Genomic DNA, 24500 nt, shown 5'->3' on the forward strand with positions numbered 1-24500 from the left:
CCTCTCAGAACGGCACGTCGTCATCGTTCAATTCGACGCGCGACATCAGCGGCCCGCCATTCCGCGCGCTCAGTTCGCGCTCGGTGCGCGCCTGGGATCCCTGCGTGATCTTGCCCTCCGCGCCCTCCTCGCGGCGCGCGATTGCGCCGTCGATCAAATAGTGCACGTTCCACGTGAAACGGATTACTTGCTCTTTCGACCATTCGCCGATCGGCTTGTCCCACGGCACTCCCTTGAGTTCGGCGAGCGCCGGCAGGATCGACTCCACCGCGCCGGCATCCCACGGCTGCGGAAAATAGTCGGGCATGAATCGGATCGCCTGGTCGTAGCCGACGCCTTCCGCCACGGCCTGTTGCGACTTGGTCTTGATCCAGGCAAAGATCGCCGCACAGCAGATCCAGCCCCATTCCAAGTCCGAGAGCGACGACACCATGGCGCGGGGCTTGATGCCGTGCTCCGAGATCACCGCACGCGCCGCGTCGATCGCGGAACGGGTTGCTTTCGCCATCCATTCCGCATCGACGTCGCGCAGCTTTTGTATCGGCGTGACCATGGTCTAGCCGCTCGCCCACTTCGGTTTTTGCATAGTGCTCTGGGTCGGCGCCGCCTGCGCGCCGCCCAAGGTCGACCCGACCGTCGCGACCGCAGTCGCGGTCTTCAGCGTTTGCTCGACCTTGGTCCAGGCCGCGCGATCCGGCGTGATCGCCGCGTCGAGGACATTCTTGTCCTTGTAGCCCGATCCCGGCTGCGCCTTTTCGATGCCGATCTTGGCAATGAAGCGGATGCCGTCGAACGCGCCCCAATTGTCAAAACGACGCACCGCCTGGGCTTCGTCGCTCATATCGTCGGGACGGATACCGAATGCGCTTTCGCGGATCGCGCGCAACCGCGACATCGAGATCTCCGCCGCCTTCTGGTGCCCCTCGCTCACGCCCACCAGCACGAACGAGTTCCAGAACTTGCGCTTGGCGAACGGCCCCTGGACCACGGTGAACTCGCAGTCGAGCATCTCGCACTCGCCACTCTGCGAGCGCTTCAACCAGCCCCCTTCGCCGGCATGGCCGGGACGGACATTCATCTGCACGACGGCGATGGTGCCGTCGTCGATGACGCCCATTTCGCGCTGGGTGTCGGCTCCATTGAGATCGATAGGCATGGCTTGTCTCCTCGGTTTGCTTAGGCTGCTTCGGTTGAGGTGGTTGGCGGAAGGCTGTGATCGACCCGATGCCGCGGGCTGCTCGCGCCGATCTTGGCCATCAGCCTGCCAAGGTGCGGCTCCTCGATCTGGTCGAGCTTGCCGCTGCGATCCTTGGCCGGATATTTCCAGGGATTGGGCTGCGTGCAGATGAGCGCGCGAACCTGCTGACCGTCGCCGAAATCGACGAACTGCATGGTGACGATCTCATCGACGATGCCCGGCAGTTCCTTGCCGGTCTTCGAGCCGTCGATCTGCAGTTCCCACGAGGTGATGTTGAAATCGTCGCGGACGTTTTCCAAAATGCCGACGAAAATCACGTTCTTGTCGCGCGCGTGCTGCAAATGGGTCAACCACGAGATCATCTCGCGCCCCATGAGCCCGTAGGTGCCGCGCACGTCCTTCTTGCCGCGATCGTTGAAACTCTCGGGCTGCTGCTCGCACCACTTGAAGCAGAGCCGGCCGGCGACCGTGATCGAGTCCACGAAGTAGGTCGCATACTTCCCGATCGCGTCGGCCGCGCCCATGGTCTCGACCATGGCGTCATAGTGGGCTTGGCTGTAGCAGGCGGTCGGCGGCAATGCCGGATTCGGGCCGCTCAGATAACAGGCGAGATCGCGGCATTCTTCCCAGGTGCGCGGCTGGAAGGTGTCGACGTTGAGATCCCGCACGGCGAGATCGCCGGCTTCGAGATCGATGAACAGTGTCGTCTTCGGATCCAGCGTCCGCAGCAACGTGGTCTTGCCGATGCCGGCGGGACCGACGACGAGGGCCTTGATCCCCTTGTCCTGCGCCATCCGTTCCTCGGCCGTAATGATCTTCAGCCTTCGTTGCACTGCGCCTCTCCCCTGTTTATGTCACTTGCAAGATGTCACGGATGCGTTCGAAGGCGGTCGGCGGCTCGCCCGGAAGCGCGTCGTCGATCGGCGCATAACCGTTACGGATCCGCAGCCGAATGAGGGCGTTTTCGATCACGTCCAGTACAGCCGCGCGCACCAGCTCGTCGGCTTCCAGCAGCCAGGTCTGCCGCCGGATATAGTCCGGCAGATAAACCGTTTCCTCGATCGACATCTGCCGCAACACCGATCGCAACGCACGCCATTGTTCTCCCGATGGCCCGCGCGCCAGCAGTTCGGCCTCGCTGTTTTTCCAGGCGTGGTATCGCCGCAGCTGCTTCGTCTGGTCGTTACGCTTCTGCTCATGCGCCGACGGCTTCATCGGCGCGTCCTTGTCGGACTGCAGGATCTTGACGGCGCGGTCCTTGCTCATGTCAGCTACCTCAGAGACTTCCCCTCAATAGTTTGACAGCTTCAGCACGCCCATGCGCCGGAGTGCCGTGATGGCTTCGTCCAGGTTACGAGCCAGTGCGTAGGGATGACCGAGCCGGATACAGCGAGCTTCGAAACCCTTTTGATGATCAGACTGGCGACCCCTCAGCGTCTTCAGTTCCAGCCAGCCTGTCCGACTCTCCGGCATCATGATGCAGACGTCGGCGATGCCAGCCTTCAGACCTTCTGCCTTCATCTTGGTGGCGGTCTGGAAGCCGCGTCGGCCGGCGTTCGGAATCGCAAACGCGAAGATATCGGGATGGATCTTGCCGACGTTGATGACGTCGAGCACCTGGACCTGAAGCGCGTGCTCGCTCGGCTCGCGGGGGTCATGATCGACACGGGCGATCATTTCGACACCTCGCAGATCAAGCTGCGCCAGACGGCCAGCGGACGATTGTGATTGCTCCTGGCTTCCGTCGTATTGGTCTTCTTGCAGTACCCCGCCTTCGCCGCGCGCAACATCACCGGCCCCAGCGCCCGCGGTTCGTGGGTGACCGGCGCATCCTCGACGTGACGGTACAGATCCACCACGTCATCGACCGTGAAATACTCGTGCGTCAGGCACACCACGCGCGTCAGTTCGAGCATAAGATCGAGCCAGGCGGCATTGGCATGAGACTCGGCCTGGTCCATCGCCGCCGTCTTGGCGTCCTTGGCTTCAGTGTACTGGTCGGACAAATCGGTCATGCCGGCACCTTCACAATCCGGTAGCCGCCATTCTCCTTGCCGCCGAATTTTTCGCCCCGAATCCTGAGATCGGTCCCTGCCAGCATGTCGTTGATCTGGCAGATGTGAACGCGAACGCGCTTCACCGAAGCTTTCTCGTCGAAGAAACAATTCGCCAAGATGCCGTCGGCGGTAATGCCGGGATGCTTGTGAATGGTGTCGAAGATTGCGGCCTTCTTGGCCGGCAGATAGACACCCGCACGGAGCTGCGGCGGTAACGGCTGTTTGCAGCGCGGACAGAGTTCAATCTGAGTCATGGCTGATCTCCCGTCAGCCGGTCGACCACGGCGCCGATGATCGAGGACGGCGCACCCTGCCCATCGCGGGTGATGGCATGGCTGATGGTGTCGAGCGGAACGCCGTGCTGCAGCGCCAGCGACAGCACCACCGCGCCATCGCGAGCGATGGCTTCGACGGCTTCGCCGCTCTTGCCGCCATTGACGAAGATCTCGCCGACGGTGCCGTCGTGGTAGAAGCCCATGGTGACGACGTAGCCCCTCGCGAGCCCGCCGAACAGCAGTTCGAAGGTCTCGGAGAAACGGCGCATCGGCAGGGCGCGACGTTCGGCCATCACAGCTCCCTCCTCGGACAGAACGCGCGGGCGAAGTGTCGGGCGCAGTAGGCAGAGCCCGCGACCTGCGGCTGACGGCAGAACACGTAGGGATACTCGCCGCTCGGGAAGCGGCATTCCCCAGGATTGAGCGCCAGGATCGGCAGGTGCTCGCAGCGCAGAGCTTTCCGCGGCAACGTTGTCGTGGGCAGCGGCTCCAACTCCGTCGGCTCCGGCGTCTCCGGCGTCTCCGGCTCCGCCGACTTCGCTGGCTTCGGTGTTGCCGATGGAGCCAGATCCAATCGGCGACGCGGCAACGACATGCGCCGCGCCTTACCGAGGGCCTGGTTCTTGGTGATCGGAACGCCAAATTCCTCGGTCAGGATCCTGGCGATGGCGGAGAATTCCACGCCATCCCGGTGCAACATGACCAGCCTTCCGGTCAGCCCCTTCACGGTATACCAGGGAGCCGTCTTCGTGCTGTTGTTGGGACGGATCGAACCCGGATGCGGGACCGACATGGCCTTGCACCTTCTCTATTTTAAGCGGCGGCGTCGTTGTTTCCTTTTTCGAATGTCGCTTCCAGCTTGCCGAGCGCATCGCTGGAGGCGTTGTTGAGCTCGTTCACGGTGCAGACGATCTCCTCCGCGCACCGCGTCAAAAGGCCGATGTTGCTCATGGCGGTCGCGAGCTCGATCAGACGGCTGCGGAAGATCAGCGCTTCGGCGCGCCACCGATTGCGCTCTTCGATCAGCATCTCGACCTTGTCCTGCTCGCGCTGGAGCTCAACGCGGAGCTGATCGTTGGCTTCGTGCGTCGCGACGAGGTCGTCGCGCATCCGCTGAATATTGACGACGACCTTCGCGTGGCGATCGAGCGAGCTGGCGTCGGCATCTTCGGACAAGGGTGAGGTGGCGAGCTGCGCGATATTCATTGGGCGGTTTCCTCGTTTTGCTCTGTATTGGCGACAGGTCATCGACCTGCGCGCTTGGACAGCACCTCGTCGTCGAATTGGGCCATGAAAGCCTCGACGTGTTCGACCAGATCGAGATTGGGTCTGCGTCCCTGGCGCAGATCCTTCACGAAGTTCGGATCGTTAAGCACGACCTTGCCGAACACGGTCGGCGGGAGGCCAGTGCGCGTCAGGAAGGCTTCGATCTGGGCGAGAAAGGCGGCGGTTCTGCTCTTCACAAAAAGTAGGCTAGCGCCTGTCGTCAACTAAGACAATCATTTAAATCTTATAATCAATTAACGACAAAACCTTTGGCGAAATTCATTGAATAAGATAAGACGAAATTCGAAGCCTATTGCTGGTTGTATTCGAAATAGGGAATCCCCTAAAAGTTCGTTGATCAGACGTAGAGGGAATCATGGACAACAGTGCCGTCCGTCAGTTGCTTGCCCGCCGACTTTCAGAACTCAAGAAGACAGGGAACGGCATCACCATGGCGGAACTATCGCGCCAGATCGATCGCAATCCCGCCTATTTGCAGCAGTTCATCGCCCGCGGTGTGCCCACTGAGCTGGACGAAAACGATCGCCATAAACTAGCGGAGATACTGCAGCTCAATCCAGAAGATTTGAAAGGCCCCGGACGAGCAAGAAAGTGGAATCGCAGCTTCGACTGGCGGCAAACTTCGCTTCCACAAAGCATGCCGGTCGGTCCGCTCAATAAAGAAGTCTACGATCTTCGGCGTAGAGACGAGAGAATTGAAGAGCTTTGCCGACTGATAGTTGAGTCTAGCAACTCACATCTTAGCCCCGGCGCAGGCAAGAGTTCACACCTGTTAGAGCTTCTTCGAAGCTTCTTGCAATCTGAAGACACGTTGCGCTCCTCACGACACGAGGGCTTTCTACCGGTCTATCCCTTAGTTGAGGAAGGCAACACTCTTCGCATAAGTATCCAACGCACCCTTCTGCCGAAAGAGATCGACTCTAATTTCAGCGGTGACGCTTACGGCGTCGTCATTGCCGATGACACGATGACGCCTGAACTTCGTAAGGGAGCGATTGCAATCGTTGATCCGAAACTTGACGCTAAACCACACACGACTTGCATCTTCCGAGAGCGTGATGCGGATCGAGGTGGCGAAGTGTTGGTTCGCCGCTTGTACGAAATTTCAGACGAAACCTTTAAAGTATACTCATACGAACACGTTGCGAATTTACTGAACAAATTCGAGCGTGGAGCCAGGTCTGCAAAGCATGATGCTCCGCTGAAGCTCGAAACGCTGTCGCGCAAGTCGTATCCAAATTGCCACGTCATTGTTGGGACGCTCTCGCCGCCGGTGACGTAGGCAAGACCATCCAGCAGGTCATTATTACTGACCCAGTTATCCGCTGGGGCACTTCCTATTTTCTCGATTTAATTCCTAGTTGACGAATGCGTGACCCTGGGCTTACGCTATCGCTAATTTATCGCCGCTTCCACGCTTTGCTGACTTGATGATCGAAATCCTCACCTCGGTTGGGAGAGGTTATCCATGCCGTTTGCGTACAACGAACCACGCCACAACCGCCTCTTGGGCGGCTCGCATCCGCAGCTGACTGCGATCATCGCGAGCGGGTGACGGCCTCGCCCGTCCGCGCACCAATCCAACCAACACAATCAGCTTTTTGAGCAGCGAGCGGCGGGCATGCCGCTGCCGCGAACGGGAGGGTATTGCTTCATGTCGACAACGAGAACCCCACTCAAGATCGAGCGCGACATTCCTTATCCAGGCAAGTCCAAGACCGGCGTCGGCAGGCCGCGGCTTTACCCATTCGCTGACATGGAAATCGGCGACTCCGTGTTCGTGGAGTCGGCGGGGCCGTATTTTTCGCGCATGAGCAGCCTCTCGGCCTCGCTGGCGAGGGCGAAGAAAAAAACCGGCTTCAATTTGAAATGGGAGCCCGTGCCAGGTGGCTTTCGGATCTGGCGTCTTGAGGGGAAGTGTGAACTCAAGCGGGCCAAACCCGCGCAACGCCGACAGGTTTTGAAGAAAACGACGCGGCGCGCAAAGTGATGACCCGGCTCAAGCTCGCACTGACAGTGATGGCGGCACTGGCGTTGGCGGCGACGTGGGCCGCCGGTCGTTCGTCGATGCCGGCTGTTGCGGACGTGCCCAAGGAAGCCGGATTCGACGACACCTGGCGCGAGGCCGCGGTGACGGTGGCGCTGAAGTCGGCCTCGCTGAGGAACGCCGATCCCAAGCCGGTGGCGACGCTGCGGATCGCTCCCGAAGCACCGGTGAGCACGCCGCCGGTGATCGCGGCACCGGTCGTTGCTGCAGCGCCGATCGAAGCCAAGGCGCCGCGACGCAGGCGGCATATCGCGCGGCGCGATGTCTGCGCCCGGCATGGTCTGCGCAAGGTCTCTATTCGAGGCGGTCGATCGTGGAGGTGCCGGCGGTGACCAAGACCTACGATCCCGAGTGTTATGCGCTCGCCGAGCATTTCATGCAGGACGAGCCGGTCCGTAACGACCCCGAACTCTATGCCCTGTACTGCCACGATCTGGCGCTGGAGATCCAGCAAACGGTCGAAGACTTCTTCTTCGTGCGAACGCCACCGGAGCGCAGCGAACCATGAGGACGATCATTCCCGCGAAATTGGAGGATGGCCGCATTCGCCAGGGTTATTACGCCAGCACAGCGCAGGACGGTCCGCGCGGCGCCTTCATGATCATGGGGCCGACCGGCGAGTATCTGACCATCCTGTCGAGCGGTACCGATCGAGAATTCGGTTGGGAGCACGTCAGCGTCTCCACCCGGCGCCGCACACCGAACTGGGCCGAGATGGTTTTTACCAAAAATCTGTTCTGGGACGAGAGCGAGTGTGTGGTCGAGTACCACCCGCCCCGGTCCGATTATGTCAACCATGCTCCTAACTGTTTGCATTTATGGAAGCCGGTGACGGGCGATATTCCGATGCCACCGTCGTTTCTGGTCGGGCCGCTGTCATGACGACGCCCTATGAGAACGCGACCAGTGGTGTCGCTGCACGCGAAGAGATCACCAAGCTGTTGCGCCGGTTCGGCTGCGAGAGTGTCGGGTTCTTGGATGACTATGAGAAGCATGAGGTGCTGCTCGCCTTCCGTCACCGCGGTCGGCAGATGCAGCTGCGCGCCTCGGCCAAGGGCTGGGCCGCGCTGTACCTGAAGGAACACCCGTACAGCTACCGCATCAAGCGCAGCGAGAAAGCGCATCGCGAGGCGGCGCTGGCGCAGGGCCAGATCGCGGTCAACTCGATCCTGCGCGATTGGGTGCGCGGTCAAATCATGGCGATCGAGACCGGCATCCTGTCATTCGACGCGGTGTTCATGCCGTACATGCTGACCAATGATGGCCGCACGCTGTCCGAGCGCGTCGACCAGCTCGGACTGTTGGGGGCACCATCGTCATGAGCGACGACAACATCAAGCCGCTGCCGGTGAAATTCAAGGCTCCGCCGAGCGAAGAAGGTCCGATGCTCAAGGTCATCGACCTGCGGTTCGGCGAGAACGGCTGCAACCATCGGTACTTCTATCGCGACGGCCGGATGCAGCACGTCGGTTACCTGATCCGCGAGGGTGAGACCGAGGTCGAATGCGGCCATTGCCACACGCGGCTCGATCCCATGTTCGTGCTGCGGATGATGGCGACCGAGGAGACGCAATGGCTGCGCACGCGCAAAGCCTACGTCGAGGAGATGCAGCGGCTCAACGAGCGCCGTCGCACCAAATGCGATCACTGCGGCCAGATGACCAGGATTAGCAAATGAGGAACACCGGTGGCGACCGCGGATTCACGCATCCGAATTTCGGCAACCAGGCCCGCGTCGAGGTGTGGGGCAACGAGGTGCGCCTGATCCTCGTCGCCGGCACCAACGCGAAGGCCAATGATCTCGCCGAGTACCTGGTGGCCCAGCTGCAGGCGGGATTCCTCAATCTGACGCTGATGGGCAAGCCGACCCTCATCATCGAGGACGAGCCATGACACACATCAAATATGCGACCCACGAAGGCATCGTCTCCGGCCAGCTCGAAGATCTCACCCGCACGATGGTGGCGTTCTCGATCGGGACCGCGCCGTATTTCAATCGCAAGGCGTTGGCGACCGCCGTGCTGTCCTGGCGCGCCCTCAAGATCAAGCCGTCGACCGCCATCGTCCTCCACCTCGGCGGCTACGATGACGATCCGCGCGAGCTCTGGGAGATCCCGCAAGCGCGGGATTTCATCCGCCGGTTCGCCGAGAAGACCAAGGCACACGAGCACCCTGCCCTCGATCCGCAGTCGCGCACGCTGTTGTTGGCCTGCGGCGCCGATCCCGATCGGATCGTCGGCGTGATCCCGATCAGCGCAGAGGAGTCGCTGCGGCGAAGCGGCGAGTTCTTCAAGACGCGGATCAAAGGTGACGACGAGCATTGACATGTCTCATCTGACGCGATTGCCCGGCGTGCCCGACAGCGGCGACATCCGGCCGGGCATGGCCTACTTCCCCGGCACGGCTTCGGTTGTCGGCGCCACCTGTGGCGACTGCGTCCATCGTGGATATTGGCGCGCCGGCAAGACCAAATACAATTTGCAAACCGGGCTGCTCGAAGAGAAGCGGGTTCGTTCGAGCGGCTGTCGCGAGTTCCTGCGATTGACTCATCGACACGGACCGGCGGTCAATAAGACGTGGGCCGCTTGCAAATACTATGTGCCCGCAGCGTCCGCTCCAGGCATCACGTAAGATCGGCGGCAAAGCCGGGAATGGGAATGGGAATGATAGAGGCGGCACGGCAAGAACAAACGACCATCGAAGACATTCTGGTGCGCATCGGCCAGCTCAACGAGATGCTTCGGAAGCTGCAGGGGCTGGCGGCGGCCATCGACGACGGCGCCCACCGGCGAGCACCGCGAATGGTTGGAACCCAACGCCGGGTAGTGACACGGGTCCGGCGCGGGCCGGGCTGAGCGGTACGCTTGACATACCACGTAACAGATCTTAGTAAGGAGGCCGCGGATGGGACGAAAAGCATCAGATGGTCTGGCTTACCCGCCGCGGGCGATGCGGGCCGAACAGGCGGCGGCGTATCTGTCGATCTCGACCAGCCTGTTTTATGAGATGGTCGAAGACGAGCGGATGCCGCCACCGGTCAAGGTCAACAGCGCATCGTTATGGGACCGGCTGGAGCTGGACGCGGCGTTCGAGAATCTGAAGGACGTCCCCGGCAGCGAGTCGAGCCTGATGCGACGACTGAGGGAGATCCGGGCCGATGCCGCCAAGAACCGAAAACCCGCGAAGTGACTATCTCTATCGCAAGGGGAAGTATTTATATTTCCGGTTTCCGAAAAAGTTTCGCGTCAAGGATGCGCCGCTGCCGGCCGACGAGACCTCGCTGGCCTTTGAGCGGGCCTATGATCACTGCCTGGCCACCCTGCGCAAGATGGAAGCCGACGCGGCCGGCGTGCCGGTGCCGGTGCGACCGATCCGTAAAATAGCCAAGGCCGGTACCATTGCCAAGGCGGTCGACATCTATCGGGCGTCGGATACCTTCGATCGCCTCAAGCCGAAGACGCAGCGGGTCTACGTCACGATCCTGGACGTCATCAAGCGGGAGATCGGCGACAACGAATTGCGCCACCTCGACCGCGACGCGCTGGAGGATTTTACCGGCCTGGTCTTTCAGGACGGCACCCCGACGTTCACCGATCCCAATCAGCGCATGCACCAGGGCAGCGATTCGATGGCGGATCTTTACGTCACCGTGGTCAACAACATCTGGAAGGAGGTCCGCAAGGATGAGCAGTTCGGGGTCCGCAAGCTCGCCAACCCGACCATCGAGATCGAGCGTCGCCACAAAGACCGCAATGCCAAGCCGCATTTGAAATGGAGCGAGGAAGTGCAGGACGAGTTCGTCGCCACCGCGCCGCCATATCTTCAACTCGCCAAGCATGTGCTGCACTTCACGGCGCAGCGCGGCGGCGACGCGGTCCGCATCAAGTGGACACATTACGACGGCAAGGGAATCAAGATCTGGCCGGAAAAGACCACCGCCAAGGGCGCGGTGCTCGACCCGCAATACCATCTGCTGCCGCGCCCACTGATCAAGCTGCTCGACGCGGCCAAGGAGACCGCGCAGTCCGACTTCATCCTGGTCAACCAGTGGGGCAAGCCATGGGCGTCGTCGAACACGCTGAGTCAGGCGATCCGCCGCCACCTGGAAGCGATTGGCGTGCGTCAGAAGGGCGTCAAGGGTCCGTCGATGCATGGGCTGCGTCATACCGCCGGCAGCGACGTCGCGGCACTGCCTGGCGTCGGGATCAAGGGCATCATGTCGGCCGGCGGCTGGAGGTCGGAACGGCAGGCGATGAAGTACGCCGCGCAAGCCGACAAGGAGCGGATCAACGCCCACATGGTGGCGACGTGGAGCGACGAGCTGGAAGCCAAGGAGAAGGCGCGCACCGCCAAGCGGCGCGCGAAGCGGGCGTCGCTCAAGGTGGTGAAGTAACCGTTAACGCGGCGACGTGCGTAACCGCTCCGGCGCGGATCAGCGTGGACAACAGTGGAAAAAGTGGGAAATTTTGCCGCGGGAAGCCATTGAAATTGCTGCGTTGCCTTTTACCCAATCATTAACCACAAGTTACCCACGTAACCGTTTGTTCCGATTTCTCCCCTAATCCGTGACGCGGGGCAATTCCGCAGCGGCCTCTGCATCCCCATGTGCGGCCGCAAAAGCATGATCCGGAAAAGTGGGCACCGGTTTTCCGAAAAGATCATGCTCAGACAACGGACGTGACGACGTGGAACCGATGAACGCACGCTCGATGCTGGATGCGGCAGCGACCGCCGGTGGCGGCCATCCGCCCGTTGAACGGCGCCGCAGGCTGTCGCCCGCAGCGCTCGCCATTGCCAATGACAAGGTCCGCGGCGCCTATTCGCCGGTCGTCATCACCGGCATCGTTCGCCTCGTCGATTTCACCCTGCTGAGCCTGGTCGGCGTCGCGCTGTATCTTTGGTACGTGATGCCACTCTCCGGCTTTCGCTGGGAATATGTCGCGGCGATCCTCGCCATGACGATATCGGCGGTGGTCTGCTTTCAGGCCGCGGATCTCTACGAAGTCCAGATGTTCCGCGGACAGTTGCGGCAGACGACGCGGATGATCTCGTCCTGGGCGATCGTGTTCCTGCTGTTCATCGGCGTGTCGTTCCTGGTCAAGCTCGGCAGCGAGGTCTCGCGGGTATGGCTGACGGCCTTCTTCTTCGTGGGGCTTGCGGCCTTGATCGTCGAGCGACTGATCCTGCGCGGCCTGGTGCGGCGCTGGGCGCGCGACGGCCGGCTCGACCGCCGCACCGTGATCGTCGGCGCAGACGAGAATGGCGAGCAGCTCGTCGAAGCGCTCAAGGCACAGTCCGACACCGATATCCGCGTGCTCGGCGTGTTCGACGACCGTAACGATGATCGCGCGCTCGCCACCTGCGCCGGCAGCCCGAAGCTCGGCAAGGTCGACGACATCGTCGAGTTTGCCCGCCGCACCCGCATCGACCTCGTGCTGTTCGCGCTGCCGATCTCGGCGGAGACCCGTATTCTTGAAATGTTGAAGAAGCTCTGGGTGCTGCCGGTCGATATCCGCCTGTCGGCGCACACCAACAGGCTGCGCTTCCGCCCACGCTCCTATTCCTATCTCGGCAAGGTGCCGACACTCGACGTGTTCGAGGCGCCGATCACCGACTGGGACCTGGTGATGAAATGGCTGTTCGACCGAATCGTCGGCGGCCTGATCCTCATCGCCGCGCTGCCGGTGATGGGGCTGGTCGCGCTCGCGGTGAAGCTCGACAGTCCGGGCCCGGTGCTGTTCCGCCAGAAGCGCTTCGGCTTCAACAATGAGCGGATCGACGTCTACAAGTTCCGCTCGCTCTACCACCATCAGGCCGATCCCACTGCCTCGAAGGTCGTCACCAAGGGCGATCCTCGCGTTACCCGTGTCGGCCGCTTCATCCGCAAGAGCAGCCTCGACGAACTGCCGCAGCTCTTCAACGTCGTGCTGAAGGGCAATCTCTCCCTGGTCGGCCCGCGCCCGCATGCGGTGCAGGGCAAATTGCAGAACCGCCTGTTTGACGAGGCCGTCGACGGCTATTTCGCCCGCCACCGCGTCAAGCCCGGCATCACCGGCTGGGCGCAGATCAACGGCTGGCGCGGCGAAGTCGACACCGACGAGAAGATCCAGAAGCGCGTCGAGTTCGATCTCTATTACATCGAGAACTGGTCGGTGCTGTTCGACCTCTACATCCTCCTGAAGACGCCGTTCTCGCTGCTGACCAAGAACGAGAACGCGTATTGATGATCAAGTCGCCGCCACGACGGAGCTCGGCCCCCTCTCCCGCTTGCGGGGGAGGGCTGGGGTGGGGGTGCCTCCGCGATTCATGCTGTCCGAGCGTGGGGAGAGAGCCCCCACCCGGCGCGTACGCGCCGACCTCCCCCGCAAGCGGGAGAGGTGAAACGCGTTTGCGGACGGACTGTTCGTGATGGCCTACGCCGCAACAGCAGGCACCTCCCTACCGCAAGCCGCGGCCCCGCCCGGCGTGCTGGCGCTGCAGCGCGCGATGGTGTGGCTGGCGGGTGCCTCCGGCGCCATCGTCTTCATCGAGCCGAGCCCTTACGAGCTGGTCACGCTGACGGCCGCCGTGATCTTCTTCGCCACCGGCCTGCGGATGCGGCTCGCCTTCATGCCGCTGCTTCTGATGCTCGTCGTGCTCAATGTCGGCTACAGCATCGGCGCCATCCCGGTCCTCGACAGGCCGGAGATCGCGACCTGGATCGCGACATCCTGGTACATGGCGGTCACCGTAGTGTTCTTCGCCATGGTCATCTGCGAGGATACCGAGGCGCGGCTCGACATGCTTCGGCGCGGCCTGGTCGTCGGCGGGATGATCGCATCGCTCGCGGCGATCGGCGGCTATTTCCATCTCGTGCCCGGCGGCTACGATCTCCTGACCCTGTATGGCCGTGCCCGCGGCACGTTCAAGGATCCGAACGTGCTCGGCGCCTTCCTGATCCTGCCGGCGCTGTTCTCGCTGCAGAGCGTCGTCTCGGATCCTTTCGGCAAGGCATTCCGCAACGTCGTCGCCTTCGGCATCATGTCGCTGGCGATTCTGCTCGCGTTCTCGCGCGCGGCTTGGGGCGGCCTCGTCATCACGGCGGCCTTCATGCTGGCGCTGATGGTGTTGACCAGCCGCTCGCAGTCGGAGCGCTCGCGCATCATCGTGATGGCGCTCGTTGCCGCCGTCCTCGCGGTCGCGCTGGTCGCGATCCTGTTGTCGTTCGACTCGACCGCGCAGATGTTCAAGCAGCGCGCGAGCTTCGACCAGAGCTATGACGAAGGCCGCTTCGGCCGGTTCGGGCGCCACATCCTCGGCGCCCAGATGGCACTCGATCTGCCCTTCGGAATCGGGCCGCTGCAGTTCCGCAACTACTTCCCCGAAGATACCCACAATTCCTACCTGAATGCGTTCATGTCAGGCGGCTGGATCTCCGGCCTCGTCTATCCGGCGCTGGTCTTCGTCACGGTCATGACGGGCTTCCGCTACATCTTTCTTCCCCTGCCCTGGCAGCGGACTTATCTCGCGATCTTCTCGGCCTTCCTCGGCACCGTCGGCGAGAGCTTCATCATCGACACCGACCACTGGCGGCACTTCTGGATGATGCTGGGGGCGATGTGGGGCATGTATGCCGCCGCGGCGCGTTACCGCGCGACTTCCGAACCGGCGCTCACCGCCGAGGCGGCCGCCCGCGCTTCTTAGCCGGTTTCTCCTCGGGCATATCGAGCAGCCCCTTGAGCTTCTCGGTCGCTTCCAGAACGGCCCCGTAGCCTTCGCTGGCGAAGCGCAGCAGCAGTTGCAGTTCCGCTTCCGAATACGTGCTCCAAAGCCGGTGCATCGCCTCCTGCATCGGTACGTAGTAGCGCCCGATCCTGGCGGTGTTCTCGGGCACAGTCACGATGAAGACCTTGCGGCGGTCAATCTCATCACGCTCGCGACGGACGAAACCGGCCTTCTCCAGGCGGTCGACCACGCCGGTGATGGCGCCGGTGGTGAGCCCGGTGACCTCCGCGAGCCGGCCCGCCGTCACGCGGCCTTCGAGGATCAGGAAGTCGAGGCATTCGAGATCGGAACCGGAAATTCCCGCCACGTTGGCAACGGCTTGCCCATACAGCACGCCCTGTGCGGACGACCGCCGCATTGCCTCTTCCAGTTCCTGCATCAACGCCACGCGCGGTTTCAACCTTGACAAGGCCTCTCCTGTCTCTTACCAGATATATATCTTACCGTCTAAGATAATTAGCAACTGATCTTTCGTAACCCACGCAACCGAACGGAGCAAGGCATGCCCCGCCGTCCCCGCAAGGCCCTGATCATTGGCGGCGGCATCGCTGGCCCGGTCGCTGCGATCTTCCTCAAGCGTACCGGCTATGACGTCGAGATCTACGAGGGCCGGCCGCATGCGAGCGGCATCGGCGGCGGCCTGCAGATCGCGCCGAACGGCATGCATGTGATGGCCGAGCTCGGCCTCGCCGACGAACTGATCCGTCAGGGCTCGATCGCCGAATCCTTCGATTTCTATTCGCAGTCGGGCAGGAAGCTCGGCTCGATCAACCGTGACATGGAGAAGCGCTTTGGCCAGCCGGCTGTGAATCTGCGTCGCGCCACACTGCAGGAGATCCTCTTCAACAAAGCCTGGTGCTCGAATGCCGAGCTCTATTTCGAGAAGCGCCTGGTCAAGATCATCGACCGGCCCGACCAGCCGATCGTCGCCTATTTCGCCGACGGCACGACCGCCGAAGGCGATTTCCTGATCGGCGCCGACGGCGTGCACTCGAAGGTGCGGCGCCATGTGGTTCCCGACGGGCCAGAACCCTTTGACACTGGCCTGATCGGTTTCGGCGGCTTCGTGCCCCGCTCTGCGCTCGAAGCCAGATCGATCGGCGGGCGGGTCGAGACCACGTTCGGCCAAAGCGGCTTCTTCGGTTACGGCTTCTGCAGCTCCGATCCCGCCGACGGCGCGATGTGGTGGAGCACGCAGCCTTCGCATGGTGTCGACGCCGCGACGTTCCGCGCCATGGATCATGCGGCGCTGAAGCAGCATTTGCACGACTTCCATAGCGGGTGGCACGACCCAATCCCGCGCATCATCGAGGCCGCCGACAACATCGTGGTGACCGATACGCTCGACGTCGCGAGCTTGCCGACCTGGTCGCGCAAGCGCTCGCTCCTGATCGGCGACGCCGCGCATGCCACCAGCCCGCATGCCGGCCAGGGAGCTTCGCTGGCGCTGGAAGACGCGATGCGGCTCGGCAAGCTCATGCTGGACGGGCAGGAACTCGGCCTCACCTTCCAGAATTTCGAGCACGAGCGCCGCCCGCGCGCGGAAAAGATCGTCGCGATCGCCCGCCGCAACGGCAACAGCAAGCGCGAATTCAGCGCCGCGGGAGCGTGGGTTCGCGATCACGTACTGAGTCTGCTACTGCCGGTGACCTCGCGATGCATGGACTTCATGTACGTCTACGATCCACGGGCGGCGTAAATCGTAGGGTGGGCAAAGCGCAGCGTGCCCACCTTTCTTGCACCGATCGTGGATGGTGGGCACGCTGGGCTTTGCCCACCCTACAATCCGAGATTAATTCTCCACCGCAAACGTCAGGCCGGCGTGATCGACCAATCGCTTGATGAGCTTGTCCTTCATCGCAGCGCCCGGCGTCCAGATGCCGGCGGGAACGTCCGGCGCATCGCGCAACAGACAGATCGCGCATTCCGAGATCATCTTCGACGTCGATCCATAGCCGGGATCGCGGTCGCCCTTCACCGAGGCGCGCACCTGGCGGCCGTCGGGTGCAATCGCGACGTACAATAGATCATAGCGACCGTTTTCGCGTTCTTCCTTCGAGGGCCCCTCGCCCGGCTTCGGCGCGTTCGGACCGGTCTTCTCGGTATTCGCCGCCATCACCCGCTTGGCGTTGGCTTCGCCTTTTTCGCCGGGACCGGTCAGCACCATTTCGTCGTAGATGAATTCCTTACCGTAAGGAAAACCCATCAGCATGTTGGAGCGATGGACGTTGCGCGTGTTGATCAGCGCCATCATGAACGGCGCCGCCCAGGACTGCAGGTCTTCCTCGTAAGCCGGCCTGTTGCCTCGCGGTTGCTTTGGCCCCGCAAATCCTGGCGTCAGCGCAAACGGATCGTTCAGGATGGCCACCAGGCTGAGATCCTTGGCGACTGCATCGAAGGTCGCCTTGGCGCTGGCCGCGGTGCCGCCGGAGAGCGTGCCGCGCATGTCGCGCACGCGCCCCTTGACGCGCGATGCCGGTGCACCGAACACGCGCTTCGCTTCCTCCTGCACGAAGAACGCGCCGAGCTCGAACGGCAGCGAGTCGAACCCGCATGAAAACACAATCCGCGCGCCGCTCGCCTTCGCCGCGGCCTCGTGCTTGTCGATGATCTGCCGCATCCAGACCGGCTCGCCGCAGAGATCGAAATAATCGACACCCGCTTCCACGCAAGCTGCGACGAGGTCGTTGCCATAGAGCTGATACGGGCCGACCGTGCTGATCACGGACTTGGCCTGCCCAACCATGGCTTTCAGCGACGCGACGTCATTTGAATCGGCGACGATCAGCGGCGTGTCCGCGGGCGCGCCGATGGCGTCGCGCACCGAGGCAAGCTTCTCCTTGCTACGCCCGGCCATCGCCCATTTCAGGCTATCGCCCTTGTAATGATCGGCGAGATATTCGGCGACGAGCTGGCCGGTGAAGCCGGTTGCGCCATAAACAACGATGTCGAATTTCGACGACATAGGATGAGTTTCCCTGCAACGAACCATTGGCCCTTCTTGTCATTGCGAGCGCAGCGAAGCAATCCATTTCACCACTTGTGGAGACATGGATTGCTTCGTCGCTTTCGCTCCTCGCAATGACGGCAGGAGTTCCTATTTCTTGGCATACGAGACGCCCATGCCAGCGCGCACGTCGGCCTGGATGCCGTACGGCGCGATCGGATAGCGTAGGCCGTTCTTCGCGAGTTGCTTCATGCCGGCAATCGCCTTGGCGAGATCGGCCGGCGGCAGCGCCATCAGCATCTCCTCATCGGGCACGCCGCCATAGCGCCGCTCGGCAAAGCAAGGCAGCGACAGCGACGGCTCGCGCGTCTTCAGCGCCCTTCCCCAGGAATCAGCACACGCTGTTTCGCCGACCACGCCCCATTCGAACTTCCTGTAGCCGGTATATTGCAGGCCGTTGATCAGGATGATCATCTGCCCCGGCGTCGCATAAACGAGGCAGATGTCAGGCGGGTTGAGCCGGCCGCTCGCCAGCGGGCTCGCCACGAACGCCTTGTATTGGCCATAGGGCACCACATCCAGCGCCTCCTGCCGCTTGCGCGCATCTTCCGCCGTGCCATGCCAGACACCGACATAGGATTCACCCGCAAGCCATTTCTCGTCTTGTGGCGCGAGCCCGATCACGGCGCGACATTGCGCGCCGACGAGATCGTCAGCAGTGACGCCGACGGTCCAACCGAGGCGCGAAGCCATGCTGACGATCTGATCGGTGGTGTGGATCGCGGTCGGGCGCCGGATCTTCGGAATCGCCATCATGTCCTCGACCTGCTCGAACAGCTTCAAGCCGATCACGGTCGTCTTCAGCCGGAGCAGGCTGTTGAGATCGGCCACCATCGTGGCCGGATCGAATTGTTCCGGCGGTGTCTGCTGCTGCATGGCGTAAGCTCCCGGGCTTGTTTTGCCCGATCTTAGCCCGATCGACAGCCGGTTGCGACCCGCGTTCTAGGGCGGGGCCTCATTGAGACGCGGCCACCGCCGTATCGACACGAGAGCGGCAGCGATGCGGGCGGACATCGCCGACTTACATGACATCACTACGGCGGATAGACGAGTGATACGCCGTCCTCGCGCGCCGCGGCGGTCATCCGGGCAATTTCAGCGTGCGCCGCCCCCATCAAGTGGAAGACATCTCGTCGTCCATGGTGGAGCAGGTGATCGGCGACGAACCGTCGATGGCAACGCCACCAGACGGCTTCCGATCGGCATCATGCAAACGGAGATCGGACGGCGTTGCTTCACACGATGAAGATAGACCGCTAGAATGCGTTTGGTAGTGGCCTGTACTGTTCGCCAGACAAGGAGGCTGCGGATGGCTGAACGATTCAAGGTCGGCGATCGAGTCCGGTGGAACTCGGAAGCTGGACATGTCAGCGGCACGATCATCCGGGTTCATGTCAAGGATTTCAACTACAAGGGCCATACGCATCACGCGAGCCCGGAATCACCGCAGTACGAGATCAAGAGCAGCAAGACAGACCATATCGCCGCTCATAAGGGGGAGGCACTTACCAAGCTGTCTGAGTAAGCGGCTTGGCGTGCACGGCCCAGAGCGCGATGCCTAACAATGGGATCGTGGCACAAGTTTCGCGTCTCTCCCGGATTTGCGAGCATGCGCCCTAGTTGGCTGACGGCCCCGGCAGCAAATCCTCGGTTCGGCCTACGGCGCGATAGGCGATCAGGCCCATCCACTCGCGCACCGCAAGATCGGTCCGCGACAATCCATCGAGTGCGATGTTGGTGAACCAGAAGATATCGTTGCCCGTCCCGACCCGCCAGTCGACAGGATAAGGTTCAACCGGAAATCCCACTTTCCGGAACAGTCCAACGGATCGCGGCATGTGGAACGCCGAAGTCACCAGCAGCCAGCGCTCGCCCGGTTTCGGCGCCACCAGTGCCTTGGAAAATTGGGCGTTCTCCCACGTGTTGCGCGATTGCCGCTCCATGATCAGCCGCGATTTCGCGATGCCGAGGCCCTCGAAGATTGCCGCAACGTAATCGGCCTCCTTGGCGTCATTGGAAATCAGGTTGGCGCTGCCGCCGGAAAACACCACGCGCGCGTTCGGATATTTTCGCGCGAGTTCAGCCGCGGCGATGATGCGGTCGGCTGCATTGCGCACGATCGGCGTATCGTGTGAGGCCGAAACATCGGAATCGACCGAGCCGCCAAGCACGATGATGCCGTCGGGCGTGCCTTGCGCCGGATTCCATGGCGGAAAGCGCGCCTCTAGCGGATAGAGCAACAGATTCCCGAGCGGCGAGAACCCGGCCACGACAAGCAGCACCATGACTGCGACCAGAAGCTTGCGGCCGAGCGCGGCAAACCGCGTCGCGAGCAGCATGGCGCCGAGCACGCCGATGCCGATCAGGAAATTGGCCGGCAGCAGCATGATGCCGAGCGTCTTCGACAGCACAAAAAACACCCGAGGCGGCCTCCGATCCGTTCAAGCTGGGGAGCGCCATAGCAGCAAACGGGCCGGCGTTCCATCTCGCGTGGATCCGGATGGCACCGATCCGCTTCATCGCCCGCGGGCACATGCAACGATTTCCGCTGGATGTGATCCGGCGACGATTGATCTGACTGCAAAAGCCCCTTCAAAATGCGACGCACGTCACACATTACATGCTCGCCCGAGAATCCCATGACACATCATCATCTTCCTGCGAGCCCCGAGACCTGCCACTGGGGCTTCTTCGAGGCAAAACTCAAGCCGGTGCTCGCGATCGCAAGCGGCGATGAGGTCACCATCGACACCGTCAGCGGCGGGCCCGATGTGGTGCCTGACAGAGCCAAGTTTCACGTCCCGCCGGAGCTTGCCGACATCCATGCGAGGTCCGAGCGGATGCTGCCCGGTCACATCCTCACCGGCCCGATCGCTGTCGAGGGGGCCGAGCCCGGCGATGTGCTGGAGGTCGATATCCTCGATGTCGGGCTGCGGCAGGACTGGGGCTATAACCTGATCCGCCCGCTCTCCGGCACCCTGCCCGACGACTTCCACGAACCGCGCATCCTCAACATCCCGCTCGACCGCGAACGCATGATCGGCCGCCTACCCTGGGGATTGGAGCTGCCGCTAAAACCGTTCTTCGGCGTGATGGGCGTGGCACCGCCGCCGGCCTGGGGCCGCATCACCTCGCTGATTCCACGCGCCATGGGTGGCAATCTCGACAACAAGGAGCTCGGCCCCGGCGCCAAGCTGTATTTGCCGGTGTTCGTGCCCGGCGCGCTGTTCTCCTGCGGCGACGGCCATGGCGTGCAGGGAGACGGCGAGGTCTGCGTCACCGCGATCGAGACCGCGCTGCAGGGCCGCTTCAAATTGACGCTGCGGAAAGACCTGCGTCTCAACTATCCCCGCGCCGAGACATCAGATCACTACATGACGATGGCGATGGACCCGGACCTCGACCAATGCGTGGTGCGCGCGCTCCGCGACATGATCGCATTGCTCGGGGAGAAGCGGAATCTGTCGCGCGAGGATGCTTACACGCTGTGCAGCCTCGCGGCCGATCTGCGCGTGACGCAAACCGTGAACGGCTCAAAAGGCATCCACTGCATGATCGCAAAGGCCATCGTGCACGGCTAACAAGCGGTCGTGACGCCGCACTTGTGTTTGATAACGACCGCTCGATACAATCTCCCTCAACAAAAAGGAGAGGGAGAGACATGCTCAAGGAAAGACTATCGCCGGCGGAAGAAGCCGCCCGCGAACAGGAAATGCGGGAAGAGCTCGCCGCCTGCCCGCGCATCCTCGATTTGATCGCCCGCGGTCCGCTCGGCGATCCCAACGCGGAAGGCGTCATCTATCTGCGCTCGCCGCTCGATCCCAATCCGGTGATCCTGTCGAACGATCAGCTCATGGGCGCGGTCAAGGCGGCGGAGAACTTCTTCCGCCGCGAGGGCATCGGCAAGGAGGATGCGGTCGCGATCCTGTTGCCGAGTTGCCCCGCTGCGGTCGCCGCGATCTGGGGCGCGGCCGCCTGCGGTATCGCCGAGCCGCTCAATCTGTTGTTCACGCGCGAAGCCATCATCGCCCAGCTCAATGCCATCAAGGCGAAACTGTTGCTGGCGCCGCCACCGGGCATGCCGGGCGGGCTTTACGAGAAGATCGAAGGCCTGCAGCGCGATGTGCCGTCGCTGAAGCGCATCGTGATCGTGCCGCTCGACGGCACCATCTCGTTCGATGGTGAAACCTTGAAACCCGATCCGGCCTGGCGCGGCGATTACGGCCGGTCGAAGGATTTTTCCGAAGCCGACCGCGTCGCCGTGATGCTGCCGACCGGCGGCACCACCGGCCATCCCAAGGTGGCGCGGCTCACCAACCGCGCGATGGTCGCCTCCACCGTCTCCTCGCGCATGGCGCTGGACTTCCGAAAGGGCGAGCGCTGCATGATCACGCTGCCGCTGTTCCATGTCGGCGGCCTGTTCTGCACCGTCGCCAACTGCCTGTCGGCCGGCGCGACCATGTTCATCCCCGGCCCCGCCGGCGCGCGCGATCCGGCGCTGATCACGAATTTCTGGAAGATCGTCGAGAAATACCGGGTCAACATCAACGGTAATGTGCCGACGGCACTCGGCGCCATCGCCGGCGTCCCGGTCGGCGACGCCGATATCTCGTCCTTGCGCGTGACCGCCACCGGCGCCTCGATCTGCCCGCTGGAGATCGAGCGTCGCTATCTTGCAACCTGGGGCGGCCCCTGCATCCAGCAGCTCTACGGCATGACCGAACTTGCCGGCGCCATCACCCACGACGTTCACGGCATCAAGCCGCGTCCCGAAGCCGTCGGCATCCGCAATCCGCTGGTCGAGCTTGCGATCCTCGCGGGTGGCAAGCTGCACACAGGCCCGTGGCCCTCACCGGTCGGCGAACTCTTGACCCGTGGGCCGCAGGTCTTCGCGGGCTATGTCGACAAGAAGCAGACCGACGACGCCTTCCACGACGGCTGGCTGCGCACCGGCGACATCTGCCGGATCGACGCCGACGGTTTCGTCTACATCATGGGCCGAGCGAAGGACGTCATCATCCGCGGCGGCCACAATATCGATCCGCGCGCGATCGAGGATGCGGCGCTGCAATTTCCCGGCGTCGCGCTCGCCGCGGCGGTCGGGCGACCCGATGCTTACGCGGGCGAGGTGCCGATGCTGTTCGTCTCGACCCAGCCCGGGGTCCACGTCGATCCGCAGGCGCTCGCCGCTTTCGTGCAGGAGAACATCCCGGAGCCTCCGGCGCGGCCACGCGCAGTCTCGGTGATCCCGGAAATGCCGGTGACGCCGGTCGGCAAGATCTTCAAGCCGAAGCTGCGCGAGATCGCTGCCGGAGACGCCGCGCGCGAATTGCTGGCCGCGGAAGGCCTTGCCAAGGAGGTGGACGTGGAAGCGATCACCGATCCGTCGCGCGGGCTCTATCTGCGCGTCAACGCCGCGCCCGACAAGGCGGAGACGGCCGGTCGGCTGCTGCAGAAATTCCCTGTGAAGGTCGAAGTCGAGGCGTCCCGCGCCTCATAGCTTCGATCGCAGCATCAGCCGGGCGACGAACATGACGCTGGTCTTTCCGACCAGCGCCGTTCCGCTCACCTGCGCGCTGTCGGCCGAATAGAGCCCGGTGAAGCCGCAGGTCACATCGCGCCCGCCGAACAGCGGCAATACGCCGGCGGACTTGGTGTGCTCGCTGGTGGTGAGCTCGCCGCGCCATTTGCCGCGATCGGCGCTGTAGGAGCCCGAATAGTAGAAATACGAATCTCCGCCCGCGATCCTGCCGTCGTGCAGCACGATGACGCCGTTGGCACGGCCCTGCCCGCCCTCGGTCATCTCGATCTGAATGGTGTAGAGCCCGTTCGTTACTGCCATCGCGCCCGCATTTCCTGGCGCATCATCGTCGGCCCAGGCGGCAGCAAGCAATCCCATAAATCGCGCAATCCTTGCGCGTTTCGCCGCGCCCTCGCCGCCGGCAGACCGAGCGTTGTACTGGGGTGGCGCGCGTTATCCCCAAGGCGAAGGACTGCTTTCCTATGACTTTCCAAAGGGATAGCGCATGAAAAGCGAATCAATTTGACTCACTGGTGCAAAACTAAATAGAGTCTGAATAGATACTTTTCTGTACACGCGTAAAAGGCTAGCGTTTTGCATGGCCACGGAGAAAGCCGAGACCGATCGCATTCCCGTCACTTTGGCGCTCTCGACCATCGCTTACATGGAGAAGCTGGTGAGACAGGGCACCCATGGCACCAGCGTCCCCGGCGTCGCCCGGACCCTGATCGAGGAAGGCATCCGCCTCGCGATCAAGGATGGGCTGTTGTCGATCCGCGACAACGGCAAGCCGTGAAGCGAGGCGTCTGACGGTCCGGCTGAAGGGTGGTCAAGCCAACCCGGACACCATCCGGCAACCTGGGACCACCGCCATGACCGCCATCCTATCGATCTGGACTCCCGAGCGCGTCGAACAGTTGAAGCGCTGCTTCGATGCCGGACTGACCTGCCGCGAGATCGCCGCCGACATCGGCATCAGCCGCAACGCCGTGATCGGCAAGCTCTCGCGCCTCAACCTGACACGGGAACCGCGCGACGACGCCGCCCGGCCGGCGCGAAAGGCCTCTCCCCGCTCGCCGCGCGGAAGGACAGTGAGGCATCAGATCCGGATGCTGCAGGCCGAGTACGGCGAGGCGCCGCCGGAGGAGCCGATCGCGAACGGCCATTGCTGTTCGCTGCTCGAGCTCGACGAGCAGCGTTGCCGCTGGCCGGTCGAGACGCCTGACGCCAGCGACTTCCGCTTCTGCGGCAACCGGCCGGTCGACGGCCTGCCCTATTGCGCAGGCCACGCCCGGCTCGCTTATCAGCCCAACTCTCGTCCGCGCGTGGCGCGGGGATAAGACC

37 protein-coding genes are annotated in these 24500 nt (G+C 62.7%); 21 read left to right on the forward strand and 16 right to left on the reverse strand.

What is annotated here, in order from left to right; translation table 11 throughout:
- Positions 1 to 4: 4 nt before the first annotated feature.
- From ACVJGD_RS09225 to ACVJGD_RS09275, 11 genes are read right to left on the reverse strand one after another with little or no spacing between them, the layout of a single operon-like run.
- Positions 5 to 553, reverse strand: a complete 549-nt coding sequence (locus ACVJGD_RS09225) for a hypothetical protein (RefSeq protein ID WP_456634060.1) — start codon at positions 551 to 553, stop codon at positions 5 to 7.
- A 3-nt stretch (positions 554 to 556) separates the two neighbouring features.
- Positions 557 to 1156, reverse strand: a complete 600-nt coding sequence (locus tag ACVJGD_RS09230) for a hypothetical protein (protein WP_456634061.1) — start codon at positions 1154 to 1156, stop codon at positions 557 to 559.
- A 20-nt stretch (positions 1157 to 1176) separates the two neighbouring features.
- Positions 1177 to 2031, reverse strand: a complete 855-nt coding sequence (locus tag ACVJGD_RS09235; RefSeq protein WP_456634062.1) for an ATP-binding protein — start codon at positions 2029 to 2031, stop codon at positions 1177 to 1179.
- 16 nt (positions 2032 to 2047) lie between these two features.
- The gene (locus ACVJGD_RS09240) at positions 2048 to 2464 is read right to left on the reverse strand and encodes a hypothetical protein (protein ID WP_456634063.1); all 417 of its coding nucleotides are present in this window, start codon (positions 2462 to 2464) and stop codon (positions 2048 to 2050) included.
- A 24-nt stretch (positions 2465 to 2488) separates the two neighbouring features.
- Positions 2489 to 2875, reverse strand: coding sequence for a hypothetical protein (locus ACVJGD_RS09245; RefSeq protein WP_456634064.1), 387 nt, complete (start codon positions 2873 to 2875; stop codon positions 2489 to 2491).
- On the reverse strand, positions 2872 to 3213 hold the full coding sequence (locus tag ACVJGD_RS09250) for a hypothetical protein (protein WP_456634065.1): 342 nt from the start codon (positions 3211 to 3213) through the stop codon (positions 2872 to 2874). The genes ACVJGD_RS09245 and ACVJGD_RS09250 overlap by 4 nt, the downstream gene beginning before the upstream one ends.
- Positions 3210 to 3509 (reverse strand): hypothetical protein, encoded by a 300-nt coding sequence (locus ACVJGD_RS09255; protein ID WP_456634066.1) that lies wholly within the window; start codon positions 3507 to 3509, stop codon positions 3210 to 3212. Before ACVJGD_RS09255 ends, ACVJGD_RS09250 begins: the two co-directional genes overlap by 4 nt.
- A complete protein-coding gene (locus tag ACVJGD_RS09260) occupies positions 3506 to 3823 on the reverse strand; it encodes a TSCPD domain-containing protein (protein WP_456634067.1) in 318 nt (105 codons plus the stop codon). Before ACVJGD_RS09260 ends, ACVJGD_RS09255 begins: the two co-directional genes overlap by 4 nt.
- Entirely contained in the window at positions 3823 to 4323 is a 501-nt protein-coding gene (locus ACVJGD_RS09265; RefSeq protein WP_456634068.1) for a GcrA family cell cycle regulator, read from the reverse strand. The genes ACVJGD_RS09260 and ACVJGD_RS09265 overlap by 1 nt, the downstream gene beginning before the upstream one ends.
- Positions 4324 to 4343: 20 nt before the next feature.
- Positions 4344 to 4736, reverse strand: a complete 393-nt coding sequence (locus ACVJGD_RS09270; protein WP_456634069.1) for a hypothetical protein — start codon at positions 4734 to 4736, stop codon at positions 4344 to 4346.
- Positions 4737 to 4774: 38 nt separating this feature from the next.
- Positions 4775 to 4993: a hypothetical protein gene (locus tag ACVJGD_RS09275; RefSeq protein ID WP_456634070.1), complete on the reverse strand. Its 219-nt coding sequence runs from the start codon at positions 4991 to 4993 to the stop codon at positions 4775 to 4777.
- 179 nt (positions 4994 to 5172) lie between these two features.
- On the opposite strand from ACVJGD_RS09275, the gene ACVJGD_RS09280 reads away from it, so the two are divergent.
- The 15 genes from ACVJGD_RS09280 (at position 5173) to ACVJGD_RS09350 (ending at position 14547) form a co-directional block, all read left to right on the forward strand.
- Positions 5173 to 6099 (forward strand): hypothetical protein, encoded by a 927-nt coding sequence (locus ACVJGD_RS09280; RefSeq protein WP_456634071.1) that lies wholly within the window; start codon positions 5173 to 5175, stop codon positions 6097 to 6099.
- A gap of 372 nt (positions 6100 to 6471) precedes the next feature.
- A complete protein-coding gene (locus ACVJGD_RS09285) occupies positions 6472 to 6807 on the forward strand; it encodes a hypothetical protein (protein WP_456634072.1) in 336 nt (111 codons plus the stop codon).
- Positions 6807 to 7196 (forward strand): hypothetical protein, encoded by a 390-nt coding sequence (locus ACVJGD_RS09290; RefSeq protein ID WP_456634073.1) that lies wholly within the window; start codon positions 6807 to 6809, stop codon positions 7194 to 7196. Before ACVJGD_RS09285 ends, ACVJGD_RS09290 begins: the two co-directional genes overlap by 1 nt.
- A complete protein-coding gene (locus tag ACVJGD_RS09295; RefSeq protein WP_456634074.1) occupies positions 7193 to 7372 on the forward strand; it encodes a hypothetical protein in 180 nt (59 codons plus the stop codon). The genes ACVJGD_RS09290 and ACVJGD_RS09295 overlap by 4 nt, the downstream gene beginning before the upstream one ends.
- Complete coding sequence (locus ACVJGD_RS09300; RefSeq protein WP_456634075.1) at positions 7369 to 7746, forward strand: DUF7694 domain-containing protein; 378 nt, start codon at positions 7369 to 7371, stop codon at positions 7744 to 7746. Before ACVJGD_RS09295 ends, ACVJGD_RS09300 begins: the two co-directional genes overlap by 4 nt.
- A complete protein-coding gene (locus ACVJGD_RS09305; RefSeq protein ID WP_456634076.1) occupies positions 7743 to 8186 on the forward strand; it encodes a hypothetical protein in 444 nt (147 codons plus the stop codon). Before ACVJGD_RS09300 ends, ACVJGD_RS09305 begins: the two co-directional genes overlap by 4 nt.
- On the forward strand, positions 8183 to 8542 hold the full coding sequence (locus ACVJGD_RS09310) for a hypothetical protein (RefSeq protein WP_456634077.1): 360 nt from the start codon (positions 8183 to 8185) through the stop codon (positions 8540 to 8542). Before ACVJGD_RS09305 ends, ACVJGD_RS09310 begins: the two co-directional genes overlap by 4 nt.
- Complete coding sequence (locus ACVJGD_RS09315; RefSeq protein ID WP_456634078.1) at positions 8539 to 8757, forward strand: hypothetical protein; 219 nt, start codon at positions 8539 to 8541, stop codon at positions 8755 to 8757. The genes ACVJGD_RS09310 and ACVJGD_RS09315 overlap by 4 nt, the downstream gene beginning before the upstream one ends.
- The gene (locus ACVJGD_RS09320) at positions 8754 to 9188 is read left to right on the forward strand and encodes a hypothetical protein (protein ID WP_456634079.1); all 435 of its coding nucleotides are present in this window, start codon (positions 8754 to 8756) and stop codon (positions 9186 to 9188) included. Before ACVJGD_RS09315 ends, ACVJGD_RS09320 begins: the two co-directional genes overlap by 4 nt.
- A gap of 1 nt (position 9189) precedes the next feature.
- The gene (locus ACVJGD_RS09325) at positions 9190 to 9495 is read left to right on the forward strand and encodes a hypothetical protein (protein WP_456634080.1); all 306 of its coding nucleotides are present in this window, start codon (positions 9190 to 9192) and stop codon (positions 9493 to 9495) included.
- Positions 9496 to 9521: 26 nt separating this feature from the next.
- Positions 9522 to 9719, forward strand: coding sequence for a hypothetical protein (locus ACVJGD_RS09330; RefSeq protein ID WP_456634081.1), 198 nt, complete (start codon positions 9522 to 9524; stop codon positions 9717 to 9719).
- 49 nt (positions 9720 to 9768) lie between these two features.
- Positions 9769 to 10053 carry a helix-turn-helix transcriptional regulator gene (locus ACVJGD_RS09335; protein ID WP_456634082.1) on the forward strand — a complete coding sequence of 95 codons (285 nt, stop codon included), beginning with the start codon at positions 9769 to 9771 and terminating at the stop codon, positions 10051 to 10053.
- Entirely contained in the window at positions 10022 to 11257 is a 1236-nt protein-coding gene (locus ACVJGD_RS09340) for a tyrosine-type recombinase/integrase (protein WP_456634083.1), read from the forward strand. The genes ACVJGD_RS09335 and ACVJGD_RS09340 overlap by 32 nt, the downstream gene beginning before the upstream one ends.
- A 292-nt stretch (positions 11258 to 11549) precedes the next feature.
- Positions 11550 to 13088, forward strand: coding sequence for an undecaprenyl-phosphate glucose phosphotransferase (locus ACVJGD_RS09345; protein WP_456634084.1), 1539 nt, complete (start codon positions 11550 to 11552; stop codon positions 13086 to 13088).
- Positions 13089 to 13272: 184 nt separating this feature from the next.
- The gene (locus tag ACVJGD_RS09350) at positions 13273 to 14547 is read left to right on the forward strand and encodes an O-antigen ligase family protein (RefSeq protein ID WP_456634085.1); all 1275 of its coding nucleotides are present in this window, start codon (positions 13273 to 13275) and stop codon (positions 14545 to 14547) included.
- Here the strand turns inward: ACVJGD_RS09350 and ACVJGD_RS09355 are convergent.
- Complete coding sequence (locus ACVJGD_RS09355) at positions 14516 to 15007, reverse strand: MarR family winged helix-turn-helix transcriptional regulator (RefSeq protein ID WP_456640214.1); 492 nt, start codon at positions 15005 to 15007, stop codon at positions 14516 to 14518. The two genes, ACVJGD_RS09350 and ACVJGD_RS09355, sit on opposite strands and share 32 nt — an antisense overlap.
- 123 nt (positions 15008 to 15130) lie before the next feature.
- Between ACVJGD_RS09355 and ACVJGD_RS09360 the strand changes: the two genes are divergently transcribed.
- Positions 15131 to 16327: an FAD-dependent oxidoreductase gene (locus ACVJGD_RS09360; RefSeq protein ID WP_456634086.1), complete on the forward strand. Its 1197-nt coding sequence runs from the start codon at positions 15131 to 15133 to the stop codon at positions 16325 to 16327.
- Positions 16328 to 16420: 93 nt separating this feature from the next.
- Here the strand turns inward: ACVJGD_RS09360 and ACVJGD_RS09365 are convergent, their stop codons facing one another.
- A complete protein-coding gene (locus ACVJGD_RS09365) occupies positions 16421 to 17593 on the reverse strand; it encodes a saccharopine dehydrogenase family protein (protein ID WP_456634087.1) in 1173 nt (390 codons plus the stop codon).
- Between the two features lie 132 nt (positions 17594 to 17725).
- Positions 17726 to 18511 (reverse strand): DUF169 domain-containing protein, encoded by a 786-nt coding sequence (locus tag ACVJGD_RS09370; RefSeq protein ID WP_456634088.1) that lies wholly within the window; start codon positions 18509 to 18511, stop codon positions 17726 to 17728.
- A gap of 433 nt (positions 18512 to 18944) precedes the next feature.
- Between ACVJGD_RS09370 and ACVJGD_RS09375 the strand changes: the two genes are divergently transcribed.
- Entirely contained in the window at positions 18945 to 19160 is a 216-nt protein-coding gene (locus ACVJGD_RS09375; protein ID WP_456634089.1) for a DUF2945 domain-containing protein, read from the forward strand.
- Between the two features lie 91 nt (positions 19161 to 19251).
- On the opposite strand, the gene ACVJGD_RS09380 is transcribed toward ACVJGD_RS09375, so the two are convergent.
- Positions 19252 to 20055, reverse strand: coding sequence for a YdcF family protein (locus ACVJGD_RS09380; protein ID WP_456634090.1), 804 nt, complete (start codon positions 20053 to 20055; stop codon positions 19252 to 19254).
- Between the two features lie 219 nt (positions 20056 to 20274).
- On the opposite strand from ACVJGD_RS09380, the gene ACVJGD_RS09385 reads away from it, so the two are divergent.
- Positions 20275 to 21216 carry an acetamidase/formamidase family protein gene (locus ACVJGD_RS09385; RefSeq protein WP_456634091.1) on the forward strand — a complete coding sequence of 314 codons (942 nt, stop codon included), beginning with the start codon at positions 20275 to 20277 and terminating at the stop codon, positions 21214 to 21216.
- 80 nt (positions 21217 to 21296) lie between these two features.
- Positions 21297 to 23135 carry an AMP-binding protein gene (locus tag ACVJGD_RS09390; protein ID WP_456634092.1) on the forward strand — a complete coding sequence of 613 codons (1839 nt, stop codon included), beginning with the start codon at positions 21297 to 21299 and terminating at the stop codon, positions 23133 to 23135.
- Here ACVJGD_RS09390 and ACVJGD_RS09395 read toward each other — a convergent pair.
- Complete coding sequence (locus tag ACVJGD_RS09395) at positions 23130 to 23534, reverse strand: GrlR family regulatory protein (RefSeq protein WP_456634093.1); 405 nt, start codon at positions 23532 to 23534, stop codon at positions 23130 to 23132. The genes ACVJGD_RS09390 and ACVJGD_RS09395 overlap by 6 nt on opposite strands.
- A 220-nt stretch (positions 23535 to 23754) precedes the next feature.
- Here ACVJGD_RS09395 and ACVJGD_RS09400 point away from each other — a divergent pair, with 220 nt between their 5' ends.
- Both ACVJGD_RS09400 and ACVJGD_RS09405 read left to right on the forward strand, forming a co-directional pair.
- On the forward strand, positions 23755 to 23952 hold the full coding sequence (locus ACVJGD_RS09400) for a hypothetical protein (protein ID WP_027580595.1): 198 nt from the start codon (positions 23755 to 23757) through the stop codon (positions 23950 to 23952).
- A 76-nt stretch (positions 23953 to 24028) separates the two neighbouring features.
- Entirely contained in the window at positions 24029 to 24496 is a 468-nt protein-coding gene (locus tag ACVJGD_RS09405; protein ID WP_456634094.1) for a GcrA family cell cycle regulator, read from the forward strand.
- The last annotated feature ends 4 nt before the right edge of the window (positions 24497 to 24500 follow it).

The organism is Bradyrhizobium sp. USDA 10063 (assembly GCF_054063735.1).